Below are 18,575 nucleotides of genomic sequence, written 5' to 3'. Positions count from 1 at the left end.
GGGGTCGGCGTGCGGTTGGGAGAAGTGGTCGTCGACGTCACCCCGCTGCGGTCGGGCAGGGACTTCCGGCTGGTCTTCGCCACCCAGGCGATCTCCATGCTGGGCACCCACCTCACCTCGGTGGCGGCGAGCCTGCAGATCTACGAGCTGACCGGGTCGTCCGTCCAGGTCGGCCTGATGAGCGCGGTGCTCGGCATGTCGCTGCTGGTCGGGCTGGTCACCGGCGGGCTGCTGGCCGACCGGGTGGACCGGCGCCGGGTGGTGCTGGTCACCCGGTCGGTGACGGCGGTTGTGGTCACCGGGCTCGCGGTGAACGCGGCCCTGCCCGACCCCAAGGAGTGGTTCGTGTTCGTGGCGGCCGTCCTGGCGGGCGGCACCAGCGGGCTCGGCGGCCCGGCGATGATGGCCGCCACGCCCACCCTGGTGGCGCCCGGCCAGCTCGCCGCCGCGGGCGCGCTGCTCACCCTGACCGCCCAGCTCGGCGGCATGGTGGGCCCCTCGCTCGCCGGGGTGATCGCGGCGGGCCCCGGGCTCGCCTGGTGCTTCGCGATCGACGCCGCGATCTACGTCGTCGGCCTCGCGCTGCTCGCGCCGCTGCCCAAGATGCCCCCGGTGGCGGGGGCCGAGGGGCAGCATCCGCTGAAGGCCATGGCGGAGGGGCTGCGGTTCCTGCGCACCAACCAGGTGGTCGCCGGGCTGCTGCTGATCGACGTGTGCGCGGTGGTCTTCGCGATGCCGTACGCCCTCTTCCCCGAGCTGGGAACCGAGCACTTCGGCGGCGGCCCGTCCACCGTCGGGCTGCTCTACACCGCGCCCGCCGTCGGCTCCTTCTTCGGCGCGCTGGCCAGCGGCTGGACCGGCCGGGTGCACCACACCGGGCGGGCCCTGATCGGCGCGGTCGCGGTCTGGGGCGTGGCCATCACCTGTTTCGGGCTCAGCCCCGATCTCTGGCTTGCCCTGGCCTTCCTGGCCCTGGCGGGCCTCGGCGACACCGCGTCGGAGATCCTGCGCAGGGCGCTGCTCCAGCACTACACGCCCGACCGGCTCCAGGGCCGGGTCGGCTCCCTCTGGCTCGCCCAGGCCACCGCGGGACCCTCCGTCGGCAACCTGGAGGCGGGCCTGGTCGCCCGCGCCCTCGGCTCCTCGGCCGGTGCCGTGGTGCTGGGCGGCGCGGTCTGCCTGGCCGGGGTCGCGGCCGTCGCGGTCGCCGTGCCGGGACTGCGCCGGGCCACCCTGCACGGGCCACCGGCGGGGCAGCCGGACGCCGACGCGCCCGCGGAGCCGTCCAAGACCGCCGACTGACCGACGGAATCGGGGAGGGAGGGGCCCGTGCCGAGCGCGCTCGTCAACGGAATCCGGCTGCACTACGAGGACCGGGGCGACGGTGATCCCGTGGTCCTGGTGATGGGCCAGGGCGCGGGCGGCCGGGCCTGGCACCTCCACCAGGTGCCGGACCTGGTGGCGGCCGGACACCGGGTCGTCACCTTCGACAACCGGGGCGTCCCGCCCACCGACGAGTGCGCCGGCGGCTTCACGATCGACGACCTGGTGGCCGACACCGCCGGGCTCGTCGCGCACCTGGGCCTGGGCCCCTGCCGGTTCGTCGGCGTCTCCATGGGGGCTTACGTCGTCCAGGAGTTGATGCTGGCGCGTCCCGAACTGGTCGTCCAGGGCGTCCTGATGGCCACCCGCGGGCGCACCGATCCGGTCCGCGGCGCGGTCTCGGCGGCCGAACGCGCCCTGTACGACAGCGGGGTGAAGCTGCCGCCCGGCTTCGCGGCCTGGGTGCGGGCGCTGGAGAACCTCTCCCCGGCCACGCTCCACGACGAACAGCGCGCCCAGGACTGGCTCGAGCTGTTCGAGTTCGCGCCCTCGCCGACCGGTCCCGGGGTCCGGGCGCAGCTCGAACTGGCGGTGCCGGACGGCCGGTTGGCCGCCTACGGGGCGATCGACAGGCCCTGTCTGGTGATCGGTTTCGCCGACGACGTCACGCTGCCGCCGCGGCTGTCCCGCGAGGTGGCCGACGCGATCCCCACCGCCGTCTACCGGGAGATCGCGGACTGCGGGCACTACGGATACCTGGAACGTCCGGACGAAGTGAACCGGACCCTCCTGGAGTTCTTCCACACCACGCCAGAGTGACTTAGGTTAGCCTCACCTAAGTATCTACCCAGGGGGTACTCGTGCAGCGCACCCTGCTCAACGGCAAGATCCACCGAGCCACCGTGACCCAGGCCGACCTGCACTACGTGGGGTCCCTGACGATCGACCAGGACCTCATGGAGGCCGCCGACATCGTCGAGGGCGAGATGGTCCAGGTCGTCGACATCGACAACGGCGCCCGGCTGAGCACCTACGCCATCACCGGCGAACGCGGCAGCGGCGTCATCGGCGTCAACGGAGCCGCCGCCCACCTCGTCCACCCGGGACACCTCGTCATCGTCATGTCCTTCGCCGCCCTCGACGACGCCGAACGCGCCGCCCACCGGCCCCGCGTCGTGCACGTCGACCAGGCCAACCGCGTCGTCGCCCTCGGCACCGACCCGGCCGCACCGGTGCCGGGCGAGCCCCACCAGCTCTCCGGCGCCCTCACCGCGACCGCGCCGGGCGCCACCCCGAACCCGCCGCACCAGGAGAGGAACTGAGCCATGGCCAACCCCTTCGACGACGAGAACGGCGTCTTCCGCGTCCTGGTCAACGACGAGGGCCAGTACTCGCTGTGGCCCGACTTCGCCCCCGTCCCGGCGGGCTGGGACACCGTCCACGGGCCCGGCACCCGGGCCGCCTGCCTCGACCACATCGAGGCGAACTGGACGGACATGCGACCGCGCGGCCTCGCCGAGGCGATGCGCAGGACCGGGGAGTGACGGCGGCCCGCCCGGCGGTGGCGGACGTCCTGCCGCTGTCGCCGACCCAGGAGGGCATGGTCTTCCACGCCCGCTACGACGACCGGGCCCCCGACGTCTACACCGGCCAGCTCGTCGCCCGCCTCGAAGGGCCGCTGGACGCCGACCGGATGCGGGCCGCGGCCGAGGCACTGGTCGCCCGGCACGCCAACCTGCGCGCCGCGTTCCGCACCCAGCGCTCGGGCCGACCCGTCCAGGTGGTGCGCACCGAGGTCCGCACCCCCTGGCGGACCAGCGACCTGAGCGCCTTACCGCGTCCGGAGCGCGAGGACGCCTTCGAGCGGCTGCTCGCCGCCGACCTCGGCACGCCGTTCGACCTGGCCAGGCCGCCCCTGCTCCGCTTCCACCTGGTCGCCTTCGGCGCCCGGGACCACCGGCTGCTGCTCTCCTCGCACCACCTGCTCTGGGACGGCTGGTCGGCGCCGATCCTGGTGCGCGAGCTGTTCCAGCTCTACACCTCGGGCGGCGACCTCACCGCACTGCCCCGGGTGCGTCCCTACCGCGACTACCTGGCCTGGCTCGCTCGGCAGGACCGGGACGCGGCGCTGCGCGCCTGGGCCGACGCGCTGACCGGCCTCGACGGCCCGTCGCTGGTCGCGCCCGCCGCCCGCGACCTGCCCGCGGGCCGCCCCGAACGCCTCGTGACCCGGCTGACCGAGGAGACCACGGCCGCCCTCACCGCCGCCGCCCGCGCCCGCGGACTGACCGTGAGCAGCGTCCTGCAGGGCCTCTGGGCGATCCTGCTCGGCCGCCTCACCGGCCGCACCGACGTCGTCCTCGGCGCCACCGTCTCCGGCCGCGACGCCGACCTGCCCGGCATCGAGTCCATGGTCGGCCTGTTCATCAACACCCTCCCGGTCCGGGTCCGGCTGCGCCCCGGGGAACCCCTCGCCGACCTGCTCACCCGCGTCCAGGGCGAACAGTCCGCGCTCCTCGACCACCGGCACCTCGGCCTCGCCGACATCCAGCGCGCCGCCGGACACGGCGTCCTCTTCGACACCCTGCTCGTCTTCGAGAGCTATCCCATCGACGACGACGGCATCGCCCGTGCCCTCGACGGCCTCCGCATGACGGACGTCTCTGTCCGGGACGCCACCCACTACCCGCTGGCCCTCACCGCCCTGCCCGGCCCGCGCCTCACCCTCACCCTGAGCCACCGGCCGGGCGTCGTCGACACCGCGGCCGCCACCTCCGTCGCCCGGCAACTCGACGCGCTGATCGACGACTTCGTCCGGCACCCGGAGCGCCCGGTCGCCCGGCTCGGCACCCCGCGGCGGTCCGACACCCCGCCCGCGACCCGCGCGGCCTCCCACCCCGCCGTCCGCGCCCTCGTCGAGGAACAGGCCGCCCGCACCCCCGGCGCCCCCGCCGTCCGGCACGGCGACACCACCCTCACCTACGCCGAACTCGACGCCCGCGCCGACCGGTTGGCCGCCGCGCTTACCGCACGCGGAGCGGGCCCCGAGACCGTCGTCGCCGTCGCCCTGCCGCGCACCCCCGACCTGGTCGTGGCGCTGGTCGCCGTCCTCAAGTCGGGCGCCGCCTGCCTCCCCGTCGACCCCGGCTACCCGGCCGAGCGCATCGCCCTCATGCTCGGGGACGCCGACCCCCGCCTGGTGATCTGCTCGCCCGCCACCGCACGGGAGTCGGGCATCGACCCGCAGACCGTGTGCCCGCCGGACGCGTCCGCCGCCCGCCGCGGACCGCGCCCCCCGCTCTCCCCCGACAACCCCGCCTACCTGATCTTCACCTCCGGCTCCACCGGCCGCCCCAAGGGCGTCCTCGGCACCCAGCGCGCCCTCGCCAACCGGCTCCTGTGGGGCCGCGCGCTCCTGACCGACGGCACACCGGGCGTCCGGCTCGCCAAGAGCCCGGTCAGCTTCATCGACGGACTCACCGAGATCCTCGGCGCGCTCGTCAACGGCGACACCCTCGTCCTCGCCGACGACGAGGCCACCGGCGACCCGCGCGCGCTCGCCGCCCTCGCCGACGCCCACGGCGCCACCGTGCTCACCGCCGTCCCCAGCCTCTACGCGAGCCTCCTCGAATCGGCCCCGCCGGACGCCTTCGCCACCGTCCGCACCTGGATCTCCAGCGGCGAGGCCCTGCCCGGTGCGCTCGCCGAGGCGATCACCCGGCGCTGGCCGGGCGCCCGGCTGGTCAACCTCTACGGCTGCTCCGAGGCCGCCGGGGACAGCCTCGCCCACACCTGGGACGGCACCCCCGCGCTCGGCCACCCCGTCACCGGCACCCGGGTCCACGTCCTCGACCCGTTCCTCGCCCCCGCGCCCGTCGGCGCGACCGGCGAGCTGTACCTCGCGGGCGACGGCCTGGCCCGCGGCTACCTCGGCCGACCCGCGCGCACCGCCGAACGGTTCGTCGCCGACCCCTTCGGACCGCCCGGCGCCCGCCTCTACCGCACCGGCGACCTGGCCAGGCAACGGGCCGACGGCACCGTCGAGTTCCTCGGGCGGGCCGACGACCAGGTCAAGATCCGGGGCGTGCGGGTGGAGCCGGGCGAGGTCGAGGCGGCGGCCCGCGCCCTGCCCGGCGTCGGGCAGGCAGCCGCCGTCGCCCGCGCCGACGGCCCCGGCCCGGCCCGGCTCGTCGTCTACCTCGTCCCCGAACCCGGCGCCGCCCTCGACGCCCTCGCCCTGCGGCGCGCCCTCGCCGAGCGGCTGCCCGCGCCCCTGGTGCCCTCCGCCGTCGTCCCGCTGGACGCCCTGCCGCTCACCCCGAGCGGCAAACTCGACCGACGCGCCCTGCCCGCACCGGACTTCACCGCCGCGCGCGGCCACGCCCCGCCGCGCACCGCGCGGGAGAAGGTGCTGTGCGGCCTCTTCGGTGAGGTGCTCGGCCTCGAACAGGTCGGCGTCCACGACGACTTCTTCGAACTCGGCGGCGACAGCATCGTCTCCGTCCGGCTCGCCGACCGGGCCCGCAGGGCGGGACTCGCCCTCACCCCACGGGACGTGTTCACCCTCCGCACCCCCGAAGGTCTCGCCGCCGCCCTGCCGGACGGACCGGGGCCCGCGGAGGCGGAGTTCACCGCGACCGCCGCGCCGCTCGTGACGCTCAGCGCGGCGCAGCTCGACAACGTCAAGGCGAGGTGGAGGAGCCGATGAGCAAGGAGCCCGGGGACGACGGTTCCCTGGTCGAGGACGTACTGCCGCTCTCCCCGCTCCAGCAGGGGCTGCTCTTCCACGCCCTGTTCGACGAGGGCGCCCAGGACATCTACACCATGCAGACCGTGGTGGAGATCGAGGGGCCGCTGCGCCCCGCGCTGCTGCGCGCCGCCGCCGAGGAACTGCTCGCCCGGCACGCCACCCTGCGCGGCGCCTTCCTCCACGAGGACCTCGACGAACCGGTCCAGGTCGTCCTCAAGCAGGTCCCCGTCGACTGGAAGCAGGCCGAGGCCGCCGACGACGCGGCCGCCGACGCCCTGGCCGCCGCCGACGCCACCGCCCGCTTCGACCTCACCGACCCGCCGCTGCTGCGTCTCACCCTCGTCGACCGCGGCGCCGGCCGGCACCAGCTGATCCTCACCAACCACCACCTCCTGCTGGACGGCTGGTCGGTGCCGCTGCTGGTGCGTGAACTCCTCCAGCTCTACGCCGCTCTGCGCACCCCCGCCGAGGCCGTCCCGCCGCCCCCCGTCCGCCCGTACCGCGACTTCCTCGCCTGGCTCGCCTCCCGCGACCGGGACGCCTCGGGCCTCGCCTGGCGCCGGGCCCTCGCCGGTGCCGCGCCCACCCTGCTCGCGCCGACCGCCCCCGGACCCGTCCCGGTCCGCCCCGAACTGCACACCCTGCGCCTCTCCGAGGAACTCACCGACCGGGTGAGGGAGCTGGCCCGCGCCCTGGGCGTCACCGTCAACACCGTGGTGCAGGGCCTGTGGGCGCTGCTGCTCGCCCGCCTCACCGGCCGCGACGACGTGGTGTTCGGCGCCACCGTCGCCGGGCGGCCCGCCGAACTCGCCGGTGCCGACACCATGATCGGCCTGTTCATCAACACCGTGCCGGTCCGGGTCGCCGTACCGCCCGCCGAACCGGCCGCCGCCTACCTGCGCCGACTCCAGGGCGAACAGGCCGACCTGATGGAGCATCAGCACCTGGGGCTGACCGAGATCCAGCGGCTGGCGGGCGCGGGCGACCTCTTCGACACCCTGCTCGTCTTCGAGAACTACCCGATCGACGAGGCGTCCGTCGCCGAGGCCGAGGCCCGCGCCGGGCTGCGCATCACCGGCGTCGAGGGGTCGGGGGCCACCCACTACCCGCTGACCCTGGCGGTCCTCGCCGAGCAACGCCTCGGCGTCGTCCTGGAGTTCAGGCCCGACTGTTTCGACCGGCCCGCCGTGACGGAACTCGCCGACCGGTTCGAGCGCGTACTGCGCGCCGTCGTCGCCGATCCCGCGCTGCCGCTGGCCGCCCTCGACGTCCTCGCCCCCGACGAACGCGCCCGTCTCCTCGCGCTCGGCGCCGGACCGCGGCTGCCCGCCGGTCCCGCCACCCTGCCCGAGATCCTCCAGGCGCAGACCGCCGCCACCCCGGACGCCGTCGCGGTCGTCGGGGCGGGGGAGCGGCTGACCTTCGCCGAACTGAACGCCCGCGCCAACCGGCTGGCCCGCCTCCTCGTCGGCCTGGGCGCGGGACCCGAAAAGATCGTCGCGCTGTCCCTGCCGCCCGTGCCCGACACGCTCACCGCGCTGCTCGCCGTGCAGAAGGCGGGCGCCGCCTACCTGCCCCTGGACCCCGCCTGGCCGGGCGAGCGGATCGCCGGGATGCTCGCCGACGCCCGCCCGGTCGCCCTGATCGCCGTCGACGCGACCGCGCCCGACGACGACACCCTGGTCGGCGTCCCGCTGCTGCGGCTCGACGACCCGGCCGTGCGCGAGCGCGCCGCCGCGGCCGACCCGCGCGACCTCACCGACGCCGACCGGCTCGCGCCCGTGCACCCCGAACACCCGGCCTACGTCATCTACACCTCTGGCTCCACCGGCCGCCCCAAGGCCGTCCTCGTCCCGCAGCGCGCCATCGTCAACCTCTTCACCGCCCACCACGCCGCCCTGCACACCCCCGCCGCGGCGGCCGTCGGCGGACGGGCGCTGCGGATCGGGCACGCCTGGCCGACCGCCTTCGACGCCTCCTGGCAGCCGATGCTGTGGATGTTCGCCGGACACGAACTGCACCTGGTGCCCGAGGATGTGCGCCGCGACCCCGCCGCCCTGCGCGCCTTCCTCGCCGAGCACGCCATCGAGTTCATCGAGCTGTCCCCGTCCCTGCTCGGCGAGCTCGTCGCCCAAGGAGACGACTGGCAGGCCGAGTTGAAGGTCCTCGGGGTCGGCGGCGAAGCCGTGCCGCCCGACCTGTGGCGCACCCTGCGCGCCACCGACGGGCTCAGCGCGCACAACCTGTACGGCCCCACCGAGTGCACCGTCGACTCCGCCGACTGCGACCTCGCGCTCGGCGACCGTCCCGCCATCGGCCGCCCGGTCGGCGGCGCCACCCTCTACGTCCTCGACGGACACCTCAACCCGGTCCCGGTCGGCGTCGACGGCGAGCTGTACATCGCGGGCGCCGGACTCGCCCGCGGCTACCTCGGCCGCCCCGGCGCCACCGCCGACCGCTTCGTCGCCGACCCGTTCGCCGACCGGCCCGGCGCCCGCATGTACCGCACCGGCGACATCGCCCGGTGGACCGGCGGCGGCCTGGTCGAGTGCCTGGGCCGCGTCGACGACCAGGTGAAGATCCGCGGCTACCGCGTCGAACCCGGCGAGATCGAGACCGTCCTCCTCGACCACCCCCTGGTCGACCGCGCCGCCGTCGTCGTCCGCGAGGACGCGCCCGGCGTCCGGCGGCTGGTCGCCTACCTGGTGACGGCAGCGGACGCGCCGGACGCTGCCGGGACGGCCGACCTGCTGCGCCGGGACGTCGCCGCCGTCCTGCCCGACTACATGGTCCCGTCGGCCTTCGTCACCGTCGACGGCTTCCCGCTCACCCTCAACGGGAAGCTCGACACCGCCGCGCTGCCGCCCCCCGCGCACACCGCGGGCCCCGCGGCCCAGCCCCCGCGCGGCCCGGACGAGGAACGGCTCGCCGTCCTCTTCGCCCAGGTCCTCGGCCTGGAATCGCTCGGCGTCCACGACAGCTTCTTCGCCCTCGGCGGCGACAGCATCGTCTCCATGCGGCTGGTCGCCCAGGCCCGCGCGGCGGGCCTCGCCCTCTCCCCGCGCGACGTCTTCGACCATCCGACGGTCGCCGCCCTGGCCGCCCTAGCCCGGCCCGCGACACCCCGCGCCGCCGCCGACCCGGACGCCGGGACCGGCGAGATACCCCTGACACCGATGCTCGCCTGGCTCACCGGGCGCGGTGGCCCGCTGCGCGGACTCAGCCAGGCACGGTTCCTGCGGACACCGCCCGGCCTCGACCTCGACGGGCTGCACCGCACCGTCCAGGCCGTCCTCGACCGGCACGACCTGCTGCGCGCCACCCTCACCCGGGACGGCGACGGGACCTGGCGGCTGCGCGCCGCGCCCCCGGGCTCCGCCCGCGCCGCCGACCAGGTGCGGCGGATCGACGCCGGGACGCTCGACCACACCGCCATGGGCACCCTGGTGCCCGACGCGTTCGACGACCTGGTCGCCGAACTGGACCCGGCCACCGGGGCCGTCGCCCGGTTCCTCTGGTTCGACGGCGGCGCGGACCGCGAGGGACGGCTCCTGGTGGTCCTGCACCACCTCGTCACCGACGCCGCGTCCTGGGGCGTCCTGGTCGCCGACCTCGCCGCCGCCTGGGAGGGGACCGCGCTCTCCCCGCCCGGCACCTCCTTCAAGGAGTGGGCCGAGGGACTGCGCGCGGAGGCCACCGCGCCCCGCCGCACCGCCGAACTCCCCTTCTGGCGGCGGATGTCCGACCGTCCGGAACCGGTCCTCGGCGCCCACCGGCTCGACCCGTCCACCGACACCCGCGACACCGTCCGCCGCCACTGGACGACCCACCCCGCCGACCTCACCGGCCCCGTCCAGGAGACCCTGCTCACCGCCCTCGCCGTCGCCGTCCCCGACTGGCGGCGCGCCCTCGGCCGCCCGGGGCCCGACGCCTCCGTCCTCATCGCCCTCGAAGGACACGGCCGGGAGGAGCAACTCCTGCCGGGCGCCGACCTGTCCGCCACCCTCGGCTGGTTCACCAGCGTCTTCCCGGTCCGCCTCGACCCCGGCGACGGACCCCCCGAGGACCGGGTCCGCCGGATCTCCGACCAGCTCGCCGCGCTGCCCGACAAGGGCGTCGGCCACGGACTGCTGCGCCACCTCAACCCGGAGACGGCCGCCGTCCTCGCCGAACTCCCCGAACCCCAGATCGAGTTCAACTACCTCGGCCGGATGACCCTGGGCGAGCGCCGGGACAGCGCCGTCTTCACCAGCGCGCCCGAGACCGGCGCGATGGGCAGCGGCGCCGACCCCGGCACGCCCGCCCCTACCCGCTGGTCGTCGACGCCGTGCTCACCGACGGCGAACTCTCCCTCTGCTGGCAGTGGCCGGAGCGCCTCTTCACCGAGGACGAGATCCAGCTCCTGGCCGGACTCTGGACGGCCGCACTCGAACCGCTGCTGAAAGGCGGAGCCCTGTGACCCGCACCGACGCCGCCCCCGGCGACCTCGCCGCCCGCAAGCGCGAACTGCTGCGCCGCCGACTGGAGACGGCGGGCCTGGCCGGGACCGGCGCCCGCGCCGAACGCGTCCCGCGCCGCCCCGCCGACGCCGGACCGCTGCCGCTGTCGTACGCCCAGTCGCGGATGTGGCTGCTCCAGCAGCTCGACCCGGACAGCCCCGCCTACAACGTGTGCCTCGCCGTCCGGCTGCGCGGCCCGCTGGACCCGGCCGCCCTGCGCACCGCGTTCGAGGGCCTCCTCGACCGGCACGAGGTGCTGCGCACCCGCTTCCCCGTCACCGCCGACGGCACCCCCGAACAGGTCGTCGACCCCACCGCCGTACTGGAGTTCACCACCGCCGACCTCGGCGGGCTCGCCCCCGGCGCCCGGGACGAACGGGCCGACGCGCTCGCCAGGGCCGCCTCCGCGACCCCCTTCGACCTCGCCGCCGACCACCCGCTGCGCACCCTGCTGATCCGCCGCGCCGACGACGACCACACCCTCGTCCTGACGGTGCATCACATCGCGTGGGACGGCGGCACGTTCAACGCCCTCTCCGCCGACCTGAGCGCCCTCTACCGGGCCGCCGCCACCGGCACCCCCGCCGATCTCGCGCCGCTGCCCCTGCAGTACGCCGACTTCGCCCACTGGCAGCGCGACGCCTGGACCGACGAACGGCTCGCCGACCACCTCGCCCACTGGCGCACGGCCCTCGTCCCGCCGCCCCGCCCGCTCGCCCTGCCCACCGACGCGCCCCGCGCGGCCCACCCCGTCCCGATCGGCGACCGGCGCTTCCGCACCTTCGCGCCCGAGGTCACCGACCGGCTCACCGCCTTCGCCCGCGCCACCGGCGCCACCCCCTTCATGGTCCTCCTCGCGGGCCTCGCCGCCCTGCTGCACCGCACCACGGGCGCCACCGACGTGCCGATCGGCTCGGCCGTCATGAGCCGCGACCTGCCCGGCCTCGAACAGCTGATCGGCAACTTCGGCAACACCCTCGCCCTCCGCGCCGACCTCGCGGGCGACCCCGGCTTCGGCGAACTCGTCGAGCGGGTCCGCCGGACGTGCACCGACGGGTACGCCCACCAGGACATGCCGTTCGACCGGCTGGTGGAGCTGCTGAAGCCGGAACGGCACCCGGGCCGCGCCGTCTACTTCGACGTCATGCTCCTCTTCCTCACCCAGGGCCTCGAAGGGCCCCGGCTGCCCGGGGTGAGCGCCGAGTGGGAGACCGTCCACAACGACACGACCCAGTTCGACCTCTCCCTGGAGGCGTTCCTCACCGGGGGCCGCCTGCGCATCGAGGCCACCCACCGCGCGGGACTGTTCACCGCCGACACCGTGGACCGCCTCCTCGGCCATCTGGAGACCCTTCTCGCGGACGCCCTCGCCGACCCCGAACGCCCGGTCTCCCGGCTGGCGTTGATGACCGGTCCTGAGCGGCGCCGGGTGCTGGCCGAGTGGAACGACACCGCGCACCCGGTCCCCGCCGCCACCCTCACCGGCCTCCTCGACCGGCAGGCCCGCCTCACCCCCGACGCGCTCGCCCTCGTCGCCGACGGCACCCGGCTCGACCACGCGGAACTGCACGCCCGCGCCAACCGGCTCGCCCGTCTGCTGACCGGCCGCGGCGTCGGCCCGGAGAGCGTGGTCGGCGTCGCCCTCGACCGCGGCCCCGACCTGGTGGTGACGCTCCTCGCCGTCCTCAAGGCGGGCGCCGCCTACCTGCCGCTGGACACCGGATACCCCGCCGACCGCCTCACCTTCATGATCGAGGACGCGGCTCCCGCCCTCGTCGTCACCACCACCGGCGCGCTGCCCGCCCACCCGGCACCCGCCCTGCTCCTCGACGACCCGCACACCCGCGAGCGGACCGCCGCCCTGTCCGGCGCCGAACTCACCGACGCCGACCGGCCGCGCCCCCTCGACCCGCGCCACCCCGCCTACGTCATCTACACGTCCGGCTCCACCGGCCGCCCCAAGGGCGCGGTCGTCGACCACCGGGCCGTCGTCAACCGGCTGCTGTGGATGCAGGACACCTACCGGCTCGGCCCCGGCGAACGGGTGCTGCAGAAGACGCCGGCCGGTTTCGACGTCTCCGTCTGGGAGTTCTTCTGGCCGCTGATCACCGGCGCCGCCCTGGTGCTCGCCCGGCCCGGCGGCCACCGCGACCCGGCCCACCTCGCCGCGCTGACCCGCGAACAGCACGTCACCACCGCCCACTTCGTCCCCTCCATGCTCCGCGTCTTCCTCGACGACCCGGCCGTGGAAGGCGTCCGCGGCATCCTCGACCGGGTGGTGTGCAGCGGCGAGGCCCTGCCGACCGACCTCGCCGACCGCTGCCTCGCCCTGCTGCCGGGCACCCGCCTGCACAACCTGTACGGACCCACCGAGGCCACGGTCGACGTCACCGCCTGGTCCTGCGCGGAGGGCACCAGCTCGGCGGGCGGCTCCGTCCCCGTCGGCCGCCCGGTGTGGAACACCCGCACCCTCGTCCTCGACGCGTCCCTGCACCCCGTCCCGCCCGGCACCCCGGGCGAGCTGTACCTGGCGGGCGTCCAGCTCGCCCGCGGCTACCTCGCCCGCCCCGCCCTGACCGCCGCCCGCTTCGTCGCCGACCCCTACGGCCCGCCCGGCACCCGCCTCTACCGCACCGGCGACCTGGCCCGCTGGACCGCGGACGGAGCGCTGGAGTTCCTCGGCCGCACCGACGACCAGGTCAAGATCCGCGGCGTCCGGGTGGAACCCGCCGAGGCCGAGGCCGCCACCGCCGCCCTGCCCGGCGTCTCCCAGGGCGCCGTGACGGTACGTCAGGACCCGTCCGGAGAAGCCGCTCTGGTGGCGTACGTCGTCCCGCGCCCCGGCGCCGCACTGGCCCCGCTCCAGGTGCGCCAGGACCTCAGGGCCACCCTCCCCGAGCAGCTCCTGCCGACCGCCGTGGTCGTCCTGGACGCGCTCCCGCTCACCCCCAACGGCAAACTCGACCGCGCCGCCCTGCCCGCGCCCGACCTCGCGGGCCTCACCACCGCGACCGCGCCCCGCACCGACGCCGAGGCCCGCCTCTGCGCGCTCATCGCCGACCTGCTCGGACTGCCGTCCATCGGCGTCCACGACGAGTTCTTCGCACTCGGCGGCCACTCCGTCCTCGCCACCCGCCTGGTCGCCCGGGTCCGCACCGAACTCGGCGCCGAGATCCCGCTGCGCGCCGTCTTCGACACCCCGACCGCCGCCGCCCTCGCCCCGCTGCTCAGCACCCCCGCCGACCGGCGCCCCGCCCTCGCACCGGCCGAGCGCCCCGACCCGCTGCCGCTCTCCTCCGCCCAGGCCAGGCTCTGGTTCCTGCACCGCATGGAGGGCCCGAGCCCCACCTACAACCTGCCCACCGCCCTGCGCCTGACCGGACCCCTCGACCCGGCGGCCCTGCACGCGGCGCTCGACGACGTGGTGGCCCGCCACGAGGCGCTGCGCACCGTCTTCCCCGACGACGACGGCACGCCCCGGCAGTCCGTGCTCCCCGCCGGCCTGGCCCCCGTGCCCTTCACCACGGTGACCGCCGCGCCCGACCGGCTCGACACCCTCCTCGCCGCGGCCTGCGCCCGCCCCTTCGCGCTGGACACCGAGATCCCGGTCCGCGCCACCCTCTACGCCCTCGCGCCCGACGAGCACGTCCTGCTGCTGCTCATGCACCACATCGCCAGCGACGGCTGGTCGGCCGCACCGCTCCTCGCCGACCTGGAGACGGCCTACCTCGCCCGCCGGGACGGCACCGCGCCCGACTGGGCCCCGCTGCCCGTGCAGTACGCCGACCACACCCTCTGGCAGCGCCGCGAACCCCACGACCGCGAGGCCCAACTCGCCTACTGGACGGCCGCGCTGGCGGGACTGCCCGAGGAACTGCAACTGCCCGTCGACCGGCCGCGCCCCGCCGTCGCCGGGCACCGGGCCGGGGCCGTCGACCTCGCCCTCGGCCCGGACGTCCACGCGGCCCTCGCCGACCTGGCCGCCGAGGCGGGCGGAACCGTCTTCATGGCGCTCCAGTCCGCCCTCGCCGTCCTCCTCGCCCGCCTCGGCGCGGGCGACGACATCCCGCTCGGCACCCCGGTCGCCGGGCGCGAGGACCCCCAACTCGACGCACTGATCGGCCTGTTCGTCAACACGCTGGTGCTGCGCACCGACGTCTCCGGCGCCCCGACCTTCCGCGAGCTGCTGGCCCGGGTCCGGGAGACCGACCTCGACGCCTACGCCCACCAGCAGCTTCCCTTCGAGCAGTTGGTCGACGCGCTCGCCCCGACCCGCTCGACGGGACGCCACCCCCTCTTCCAGGTGATGATCGCCCACCAGCAGGCCCCCGCGGCGGAACGGGACTTCGCCGGCCTGGTCCTCAACGAGCGCCGGGTGCCCTTCCACACCGCCAAGACCGACCTCGCCCTGCACCTCTTCGAACACGGCGACCGCGACGGGATCAGCGGCGCCCTGGTGCACAGCCTCGACCTCTACGACCACGACACCGCGCGGGACCTGGCCGACCGGTTCGTCCGGCTGGTCACCGACCTCGCCCGGCACCCCGACCGGCCGGTCGCCGACACCGACCTCCTCACCCCCGCCGAACGGCGCACCCTGCTGGGGGAGTGGAACGACACCGCCCACCCCATGCCCGTCACCACCCTCACCGCCCTCTTCGAGGAGCAGGCCGCGACGACCCCGCGGCTGCCCGCCGTCGAACACGGCACCCCGGGCGGACGATCCCTCACCTACGCGGAGCTGAACGCCCGCGCCAACGCCCTCGCCCGGCGGCTCACCGCCCTCGGCGTCGGACCCGAGCACCGGGTCGGCATCCATCTCGAACGGTCCGTGGAGATGGTCGTCGCGCTGCTCGCCGTCCTCAAGGCGGGCGGTGCCTTCGTCCCGCTGGAACCCGGCTGGCCCGCCCGCCGGATCGCCGAGGTGTGCCGGGGCGCCGCGCTCAGCGCCGTCCTCGGCCGCCCCGGCGACGAGCGGGTCCTCGGCGACGACGCGCCGCCGGTCGTCCCCGTCGACCTCGGCGGCCCGGTCCCGCGGGCCGGGAACCTCGGCGTCGAGGTCGACCCGGAAGGACTCGCCTACGTCATCCACACCTCGGGCTCCACCGGCGTCCCGAAGGGCGCGATGATCCGCCACCGGGCCATCGCCCACCGCCTGCTGTGGCAGCGCGGCCTGCTCGGCTTCGGCAGCGACGACGCCGCGCTGTTCAAGGCGCCGCTCGGCTTCGACATCTCCATCAACGAGATCTTCCTGCCGCTGGTGCACGGCGGCCGGGTGATCGTCGCCGAACCCGGCGGCGAACGGGACGTCGACTACCTCCTCGACACCGTCGAACGCCACCGGGTCACCTTCACCTACCTCGTCTCCTCGATGCTCGACCTGCTCCTGGAACAGGACGGCTTCGCCCACCGGGCCCGCTCGCTGCGGCACGTGTGGTGCGGCGGCGAGGTCCTCACCCCCGAACTCTTCGCCCGCTTCCGCGCCGTCAGCCCCGCCGTCATGTACCACGGCTACGGACCCGCCGAGGCGACCATCGGCGTCAGCCACGTCGTCTACCGCACCGGGGCGATCCGCAGCGCCGTCTCCATCGGCCGCCCCAACACCAACACCCGCCTCTACGTCCTCGACGAACGCCTGCGCCCGACCCCGGTCGGCGTGCCCGGCGAGCTGTACGCCGCAGGCGTCTACCTCGGCCGCGGCTACGTCAACGATCCGCGCCGCACCGCCGACCACTGGGTGGCCGACCCCTTCGGACCGCCCGGCGAACGCCTCTACCGCACCGGCGACCTGGTCAGCTGGCAGCGCGACGGCACCCTGGAGTTCCTCGGCCGCGCCGACAACCAGGTCAAGATCCGCGGCATGCGGATCGAACTGGAGGAGATCGAGGCCGTCCTCGAACAGCACCCGCGGGTCAGGCGGTCCGTCGTGGTGGTCAGGCAGGACACGCCCGGCCCCAAACAGCTCGCCGGCTACCTCGTCGCCGCGGGCGACCCCCCGGCCCCGGCCGACGTCCGCGACTGGCTGCGCGAACGCGTCCCCGAACACATGGTCCCGCTCACCCTCACCGTCCTGGACGCCTTCCCGCTCATGCCGTCCGGCAAGGTCGACCGCAGGAACCTGCCCCGGCCCGAGCCCGCGACCGGCGGCGCCCCCGCCACCCGGGCCCCCGCGAACGAGCGCGAACGGCGCCTGACCGACCTGTTCGCCACCGTCCTCGGCCTCACCGACGTCGACGTCGACGCGAACTTCTTCGCACTCGGCGGCGACAGCATCGTCTCCATCCGCCTGGTCACCCTGGCCAGGAAGGAAGGACTCGCGCTCAGCCCGCGGCAGATCTTCCAGACCCCCACCCCGGCGGGCCTCGCCGCCGCCGCGGCCACCCCCGAGCCCTCCGCGCCCGGCCCCGCCGACGACCCCACCGGCCCCCTCGACCTCACCCCGGTGATGCGCTGGACGGCCGGTCAGGACGGCACCTGGGACGGCCTCGCCCAGGCGGTCCTGCTGGTCACCCCGCCCGGCCTCACCCACGACACGCTCCGCACCGTGCTCGCCGCCGTCGTCGACCGCCACCCCGTGCTGCGCGCCCGGCTGACCGGCGAGGGCCGCCTGGAGGTACCGGCGGAGGGCGACGCCCCGGCCGACCTCCCGCTCACCCGGGCGACCGGGACCGACGTCGACGCCCTGCTCGCCGAGACCGCCGCCCACCTCGACCCGCGCGCCGGACGGATGCTCGCCGCCGTCTGGTGCGAACCCGCCGACGACCGGCCCGGACGGCTGCTCCTGGTCGCCCACCACCTCGTCGTCGACGGTGTCTCCTGGCGGATCATCGGCACCGACCTGGCCGACGCCTGGCAGCGCACCCGGGACGGCCTGCCCGCCGCGCCCCGCCGCACCGGCACCTCCTTCCGCACCTGGAGCCGGCTGCTCGCCGAAGAGGCCGTCCGGCCCGAACGCGTCGCCGAACTCCCGCACTGGGTCGCGGCGTTGGAGTCCGCGCCACCGCTCCTCGACCGACAGCTCGGCCCGGCGGCCACCGTGCGCGAGCGCACCCTCGTCCTCCCCGAGGACGTCACCACCGCCCTGCTCACCACCCTCCCCGCCGCCTACCGCGCCGCCGCGCCGGACGTCCTGCTCACCGGCCTCGCGCTCGCCGTCGCCGCCTGGCGCGCGGAACGGGCCGAGCCGGGACGGGCGTTGCTCGTCGGCGTGGAGGGCCACGGCCGCGTCGAGGACGCCGTCGGCGGCGACGGCGTCGACCTGTCCACCACCGTCGGCTGGTTCACCACCTTCCACCCCGTCGGCATCGACCCGGGCCCCCTCGACCTCGACGACGCGCTCGACGGCGGCCCCGCCGCGGGCCTCGCCCTCAAGCGCGTCAAGGAGCAACTGCGCGCGGTACCCGGCCAGGGCCTCGGCTACGGCCTGCTGCGCCACCTCAACCCCGGCACCGCGCCCGCCCTGGAGAAGCTGCCCCAGCCCCAGATCGGCTTCAACTACCTGGGCCGCTTCGCCGCCTCGGACTCCGCCGAGGAGCCGTGGGAACTCGCCCCGGAGGCACCGGTGTTGCGCGTCCCGCCGGACGGTGACCGGCCCGCCGGGTTCGGCCTGGAGATCAACGCGGTGGCCGTCGGCACGGCGGACGCCACCCGGCTGCACCTGCTCGCCGGTTGGCCCTCGGCGTTCCTCGTGCCCGCCGAGGCCGACCGGCTGCTCGCCCTGTGGGAACGGGCCCTGCGCGGCCTCGCCCGGCACGCCGGCACCACCCCGGACGCCGGACTCACCCCCTCCGACCTCCCCCTGGTCGACCTGACCCAGGAGGACATCGACGACTTCGAGAACGACGACTTCGAGAACGACGCGTTCGAGGACGACGACTTCGGTGACGGCGGCTTCGACGACGCCGTCAGCCGCGCGGACGCAGACCGCGAGGGCGTCGCGGAGAACAACCCCTGAGACACCCGGGGGCCCCGGGATCCCCCGGGACCGCCCGGACCCCTGACAT

At 75.7% G+C, this 18,575-nt stretch carries 7 protein-coding genes; all 7 read left to right on the top strand.

What is annotated here, in order from left to right:
* Nucleotides 1–9 precede the first annotated feature (9 nt).
* The 7 genes from entS to GA0115242_RS02865 are packed head-to-tail and all read left to right on the top strand — an operon-like array spanning nt 10 to nt 18,526.
* Nucleotides 10–1,302, top strand: a complete 1,293-nt coding sequence (entS, locus tag GA0115242_RS02895; RefSeq protein ID WP_093824144.1) for an enterobactin transporter EntS — start codon at nt 10–12, stop codon at nt 1,300–1,302.
* Between the two features lie 27 nt (nt 1,303–1,329).
* Nucleotides 1,330–2,142 (top strand): alpha/beta fold hydrolase, encoded by an 813-nt coding sequence (locus tag GA0115242_RS02890; RefSeq protein ID WP_093824142.1) that lies wholly within the window; start codon nt 1,330–1,332, stop codon nt 2,140–2,142.
* Nucleotides 2,143–2,183: 41 nt separating this feature from the next.
* Nucleotides 2,184–2,645 (top strand): aspartate 1-decarboxylase, encoded by a 462-nt coding sequence (gene panD, locus GA0115242_RS02885; protein ID WP_093824140.1) that lies wholly within the window; start codon nt 2,184–2,186, stop codon nt 2,643–2,645.
* A gap of 3 nt (nt 2,646–2,648) precedes the next feature.
* The gene (locus GA0115242_RS02880) at nt 2,649–2,867 is read left to right on the top strand and encodes an MbtH family protein (protein WP_093824138.1); all 219 of its coding nucleotides are present in this window, start codon (nt 2,649–2,651) and stop codon (nt 2,865–2,867) included.
* The gene (locus GA0115242_RS02875) at nt 2,864–6,031 is read left to right on the top strand and encodes an amino acid adenylation domain-containing protein (protein ID WP_256089360.1); all 3,168 of its coding nucleotides are present in this window, start codon (nt 2,864–2,866) and stop codon (nt 6,029–6,031) included. The genes GA0115242_RS02880 and GA0115242_RS02875 overlap by 4 nt, the downstream gene beginning before the upstream one ends.
* On the top strand, nt 6,028–10,515 hold the full coding sequence (locus GA0115242_RS02870) for an amino acid adenylation domain-containing protein (RefSeq protein WP_237548710.1): 4,488 nt from the start codon (nt 6,028–6,030) through the stop codon (nt 10,513–10,515). Before GA0115242_RS02875 ends, GA0115242_RS02870 begins: the two co-directional genes overlap by 4 nt.
* A 13-nt stretch (nt 10,516–10,528) precedes the next feature.
* Nucleotides 10,529–18,526 (top strand): non-ribosomal peptide synthetase, encoded by a 7,998-nt coding sequence (locus GA0115242_RS02865; protein ID WP_093824136.1) that lies wholly within the window; start codon nt 10,529–10,531, stop codon nt 18,524–18,526.
* Nucleotides 18,527–18,575 lie beyond the last annotated feature (49 nt).

Source organism: Streptomyces sp. SolWspMP-5a-2 (assembly GCF_900091845.1).
Classification (GTDB): Bacteria; Actinomycetota; Actinomycetes; order Streptomycetales; family Streptomycetaceae; genus Streptomyces; species Streptomyces doudnae.
The sequence above is the reverse complement of the archived record's forward strand: the minus strand, read 5'-3'. Positions and strand labels throughout refer to the sequence as shown.

Bases quoted from the DNA above. Each gene is read 5' to 3' on its own strand.
- GA0115242_RS02880 (WP_093824138.1), top strand. From the start codon at position 2,649: ATGGCCAACCCCTTCGACGACGAGAACGGCGTCTTCCGCGTCCTGGTC.
- GA0115242_RS02870 (WP_237548710.1), top strand. From the start codon at position 6,028: ATGAGCAAGGAGCCCGGGGACGACGGTTCCCTGGTCGAGGACGTACTG.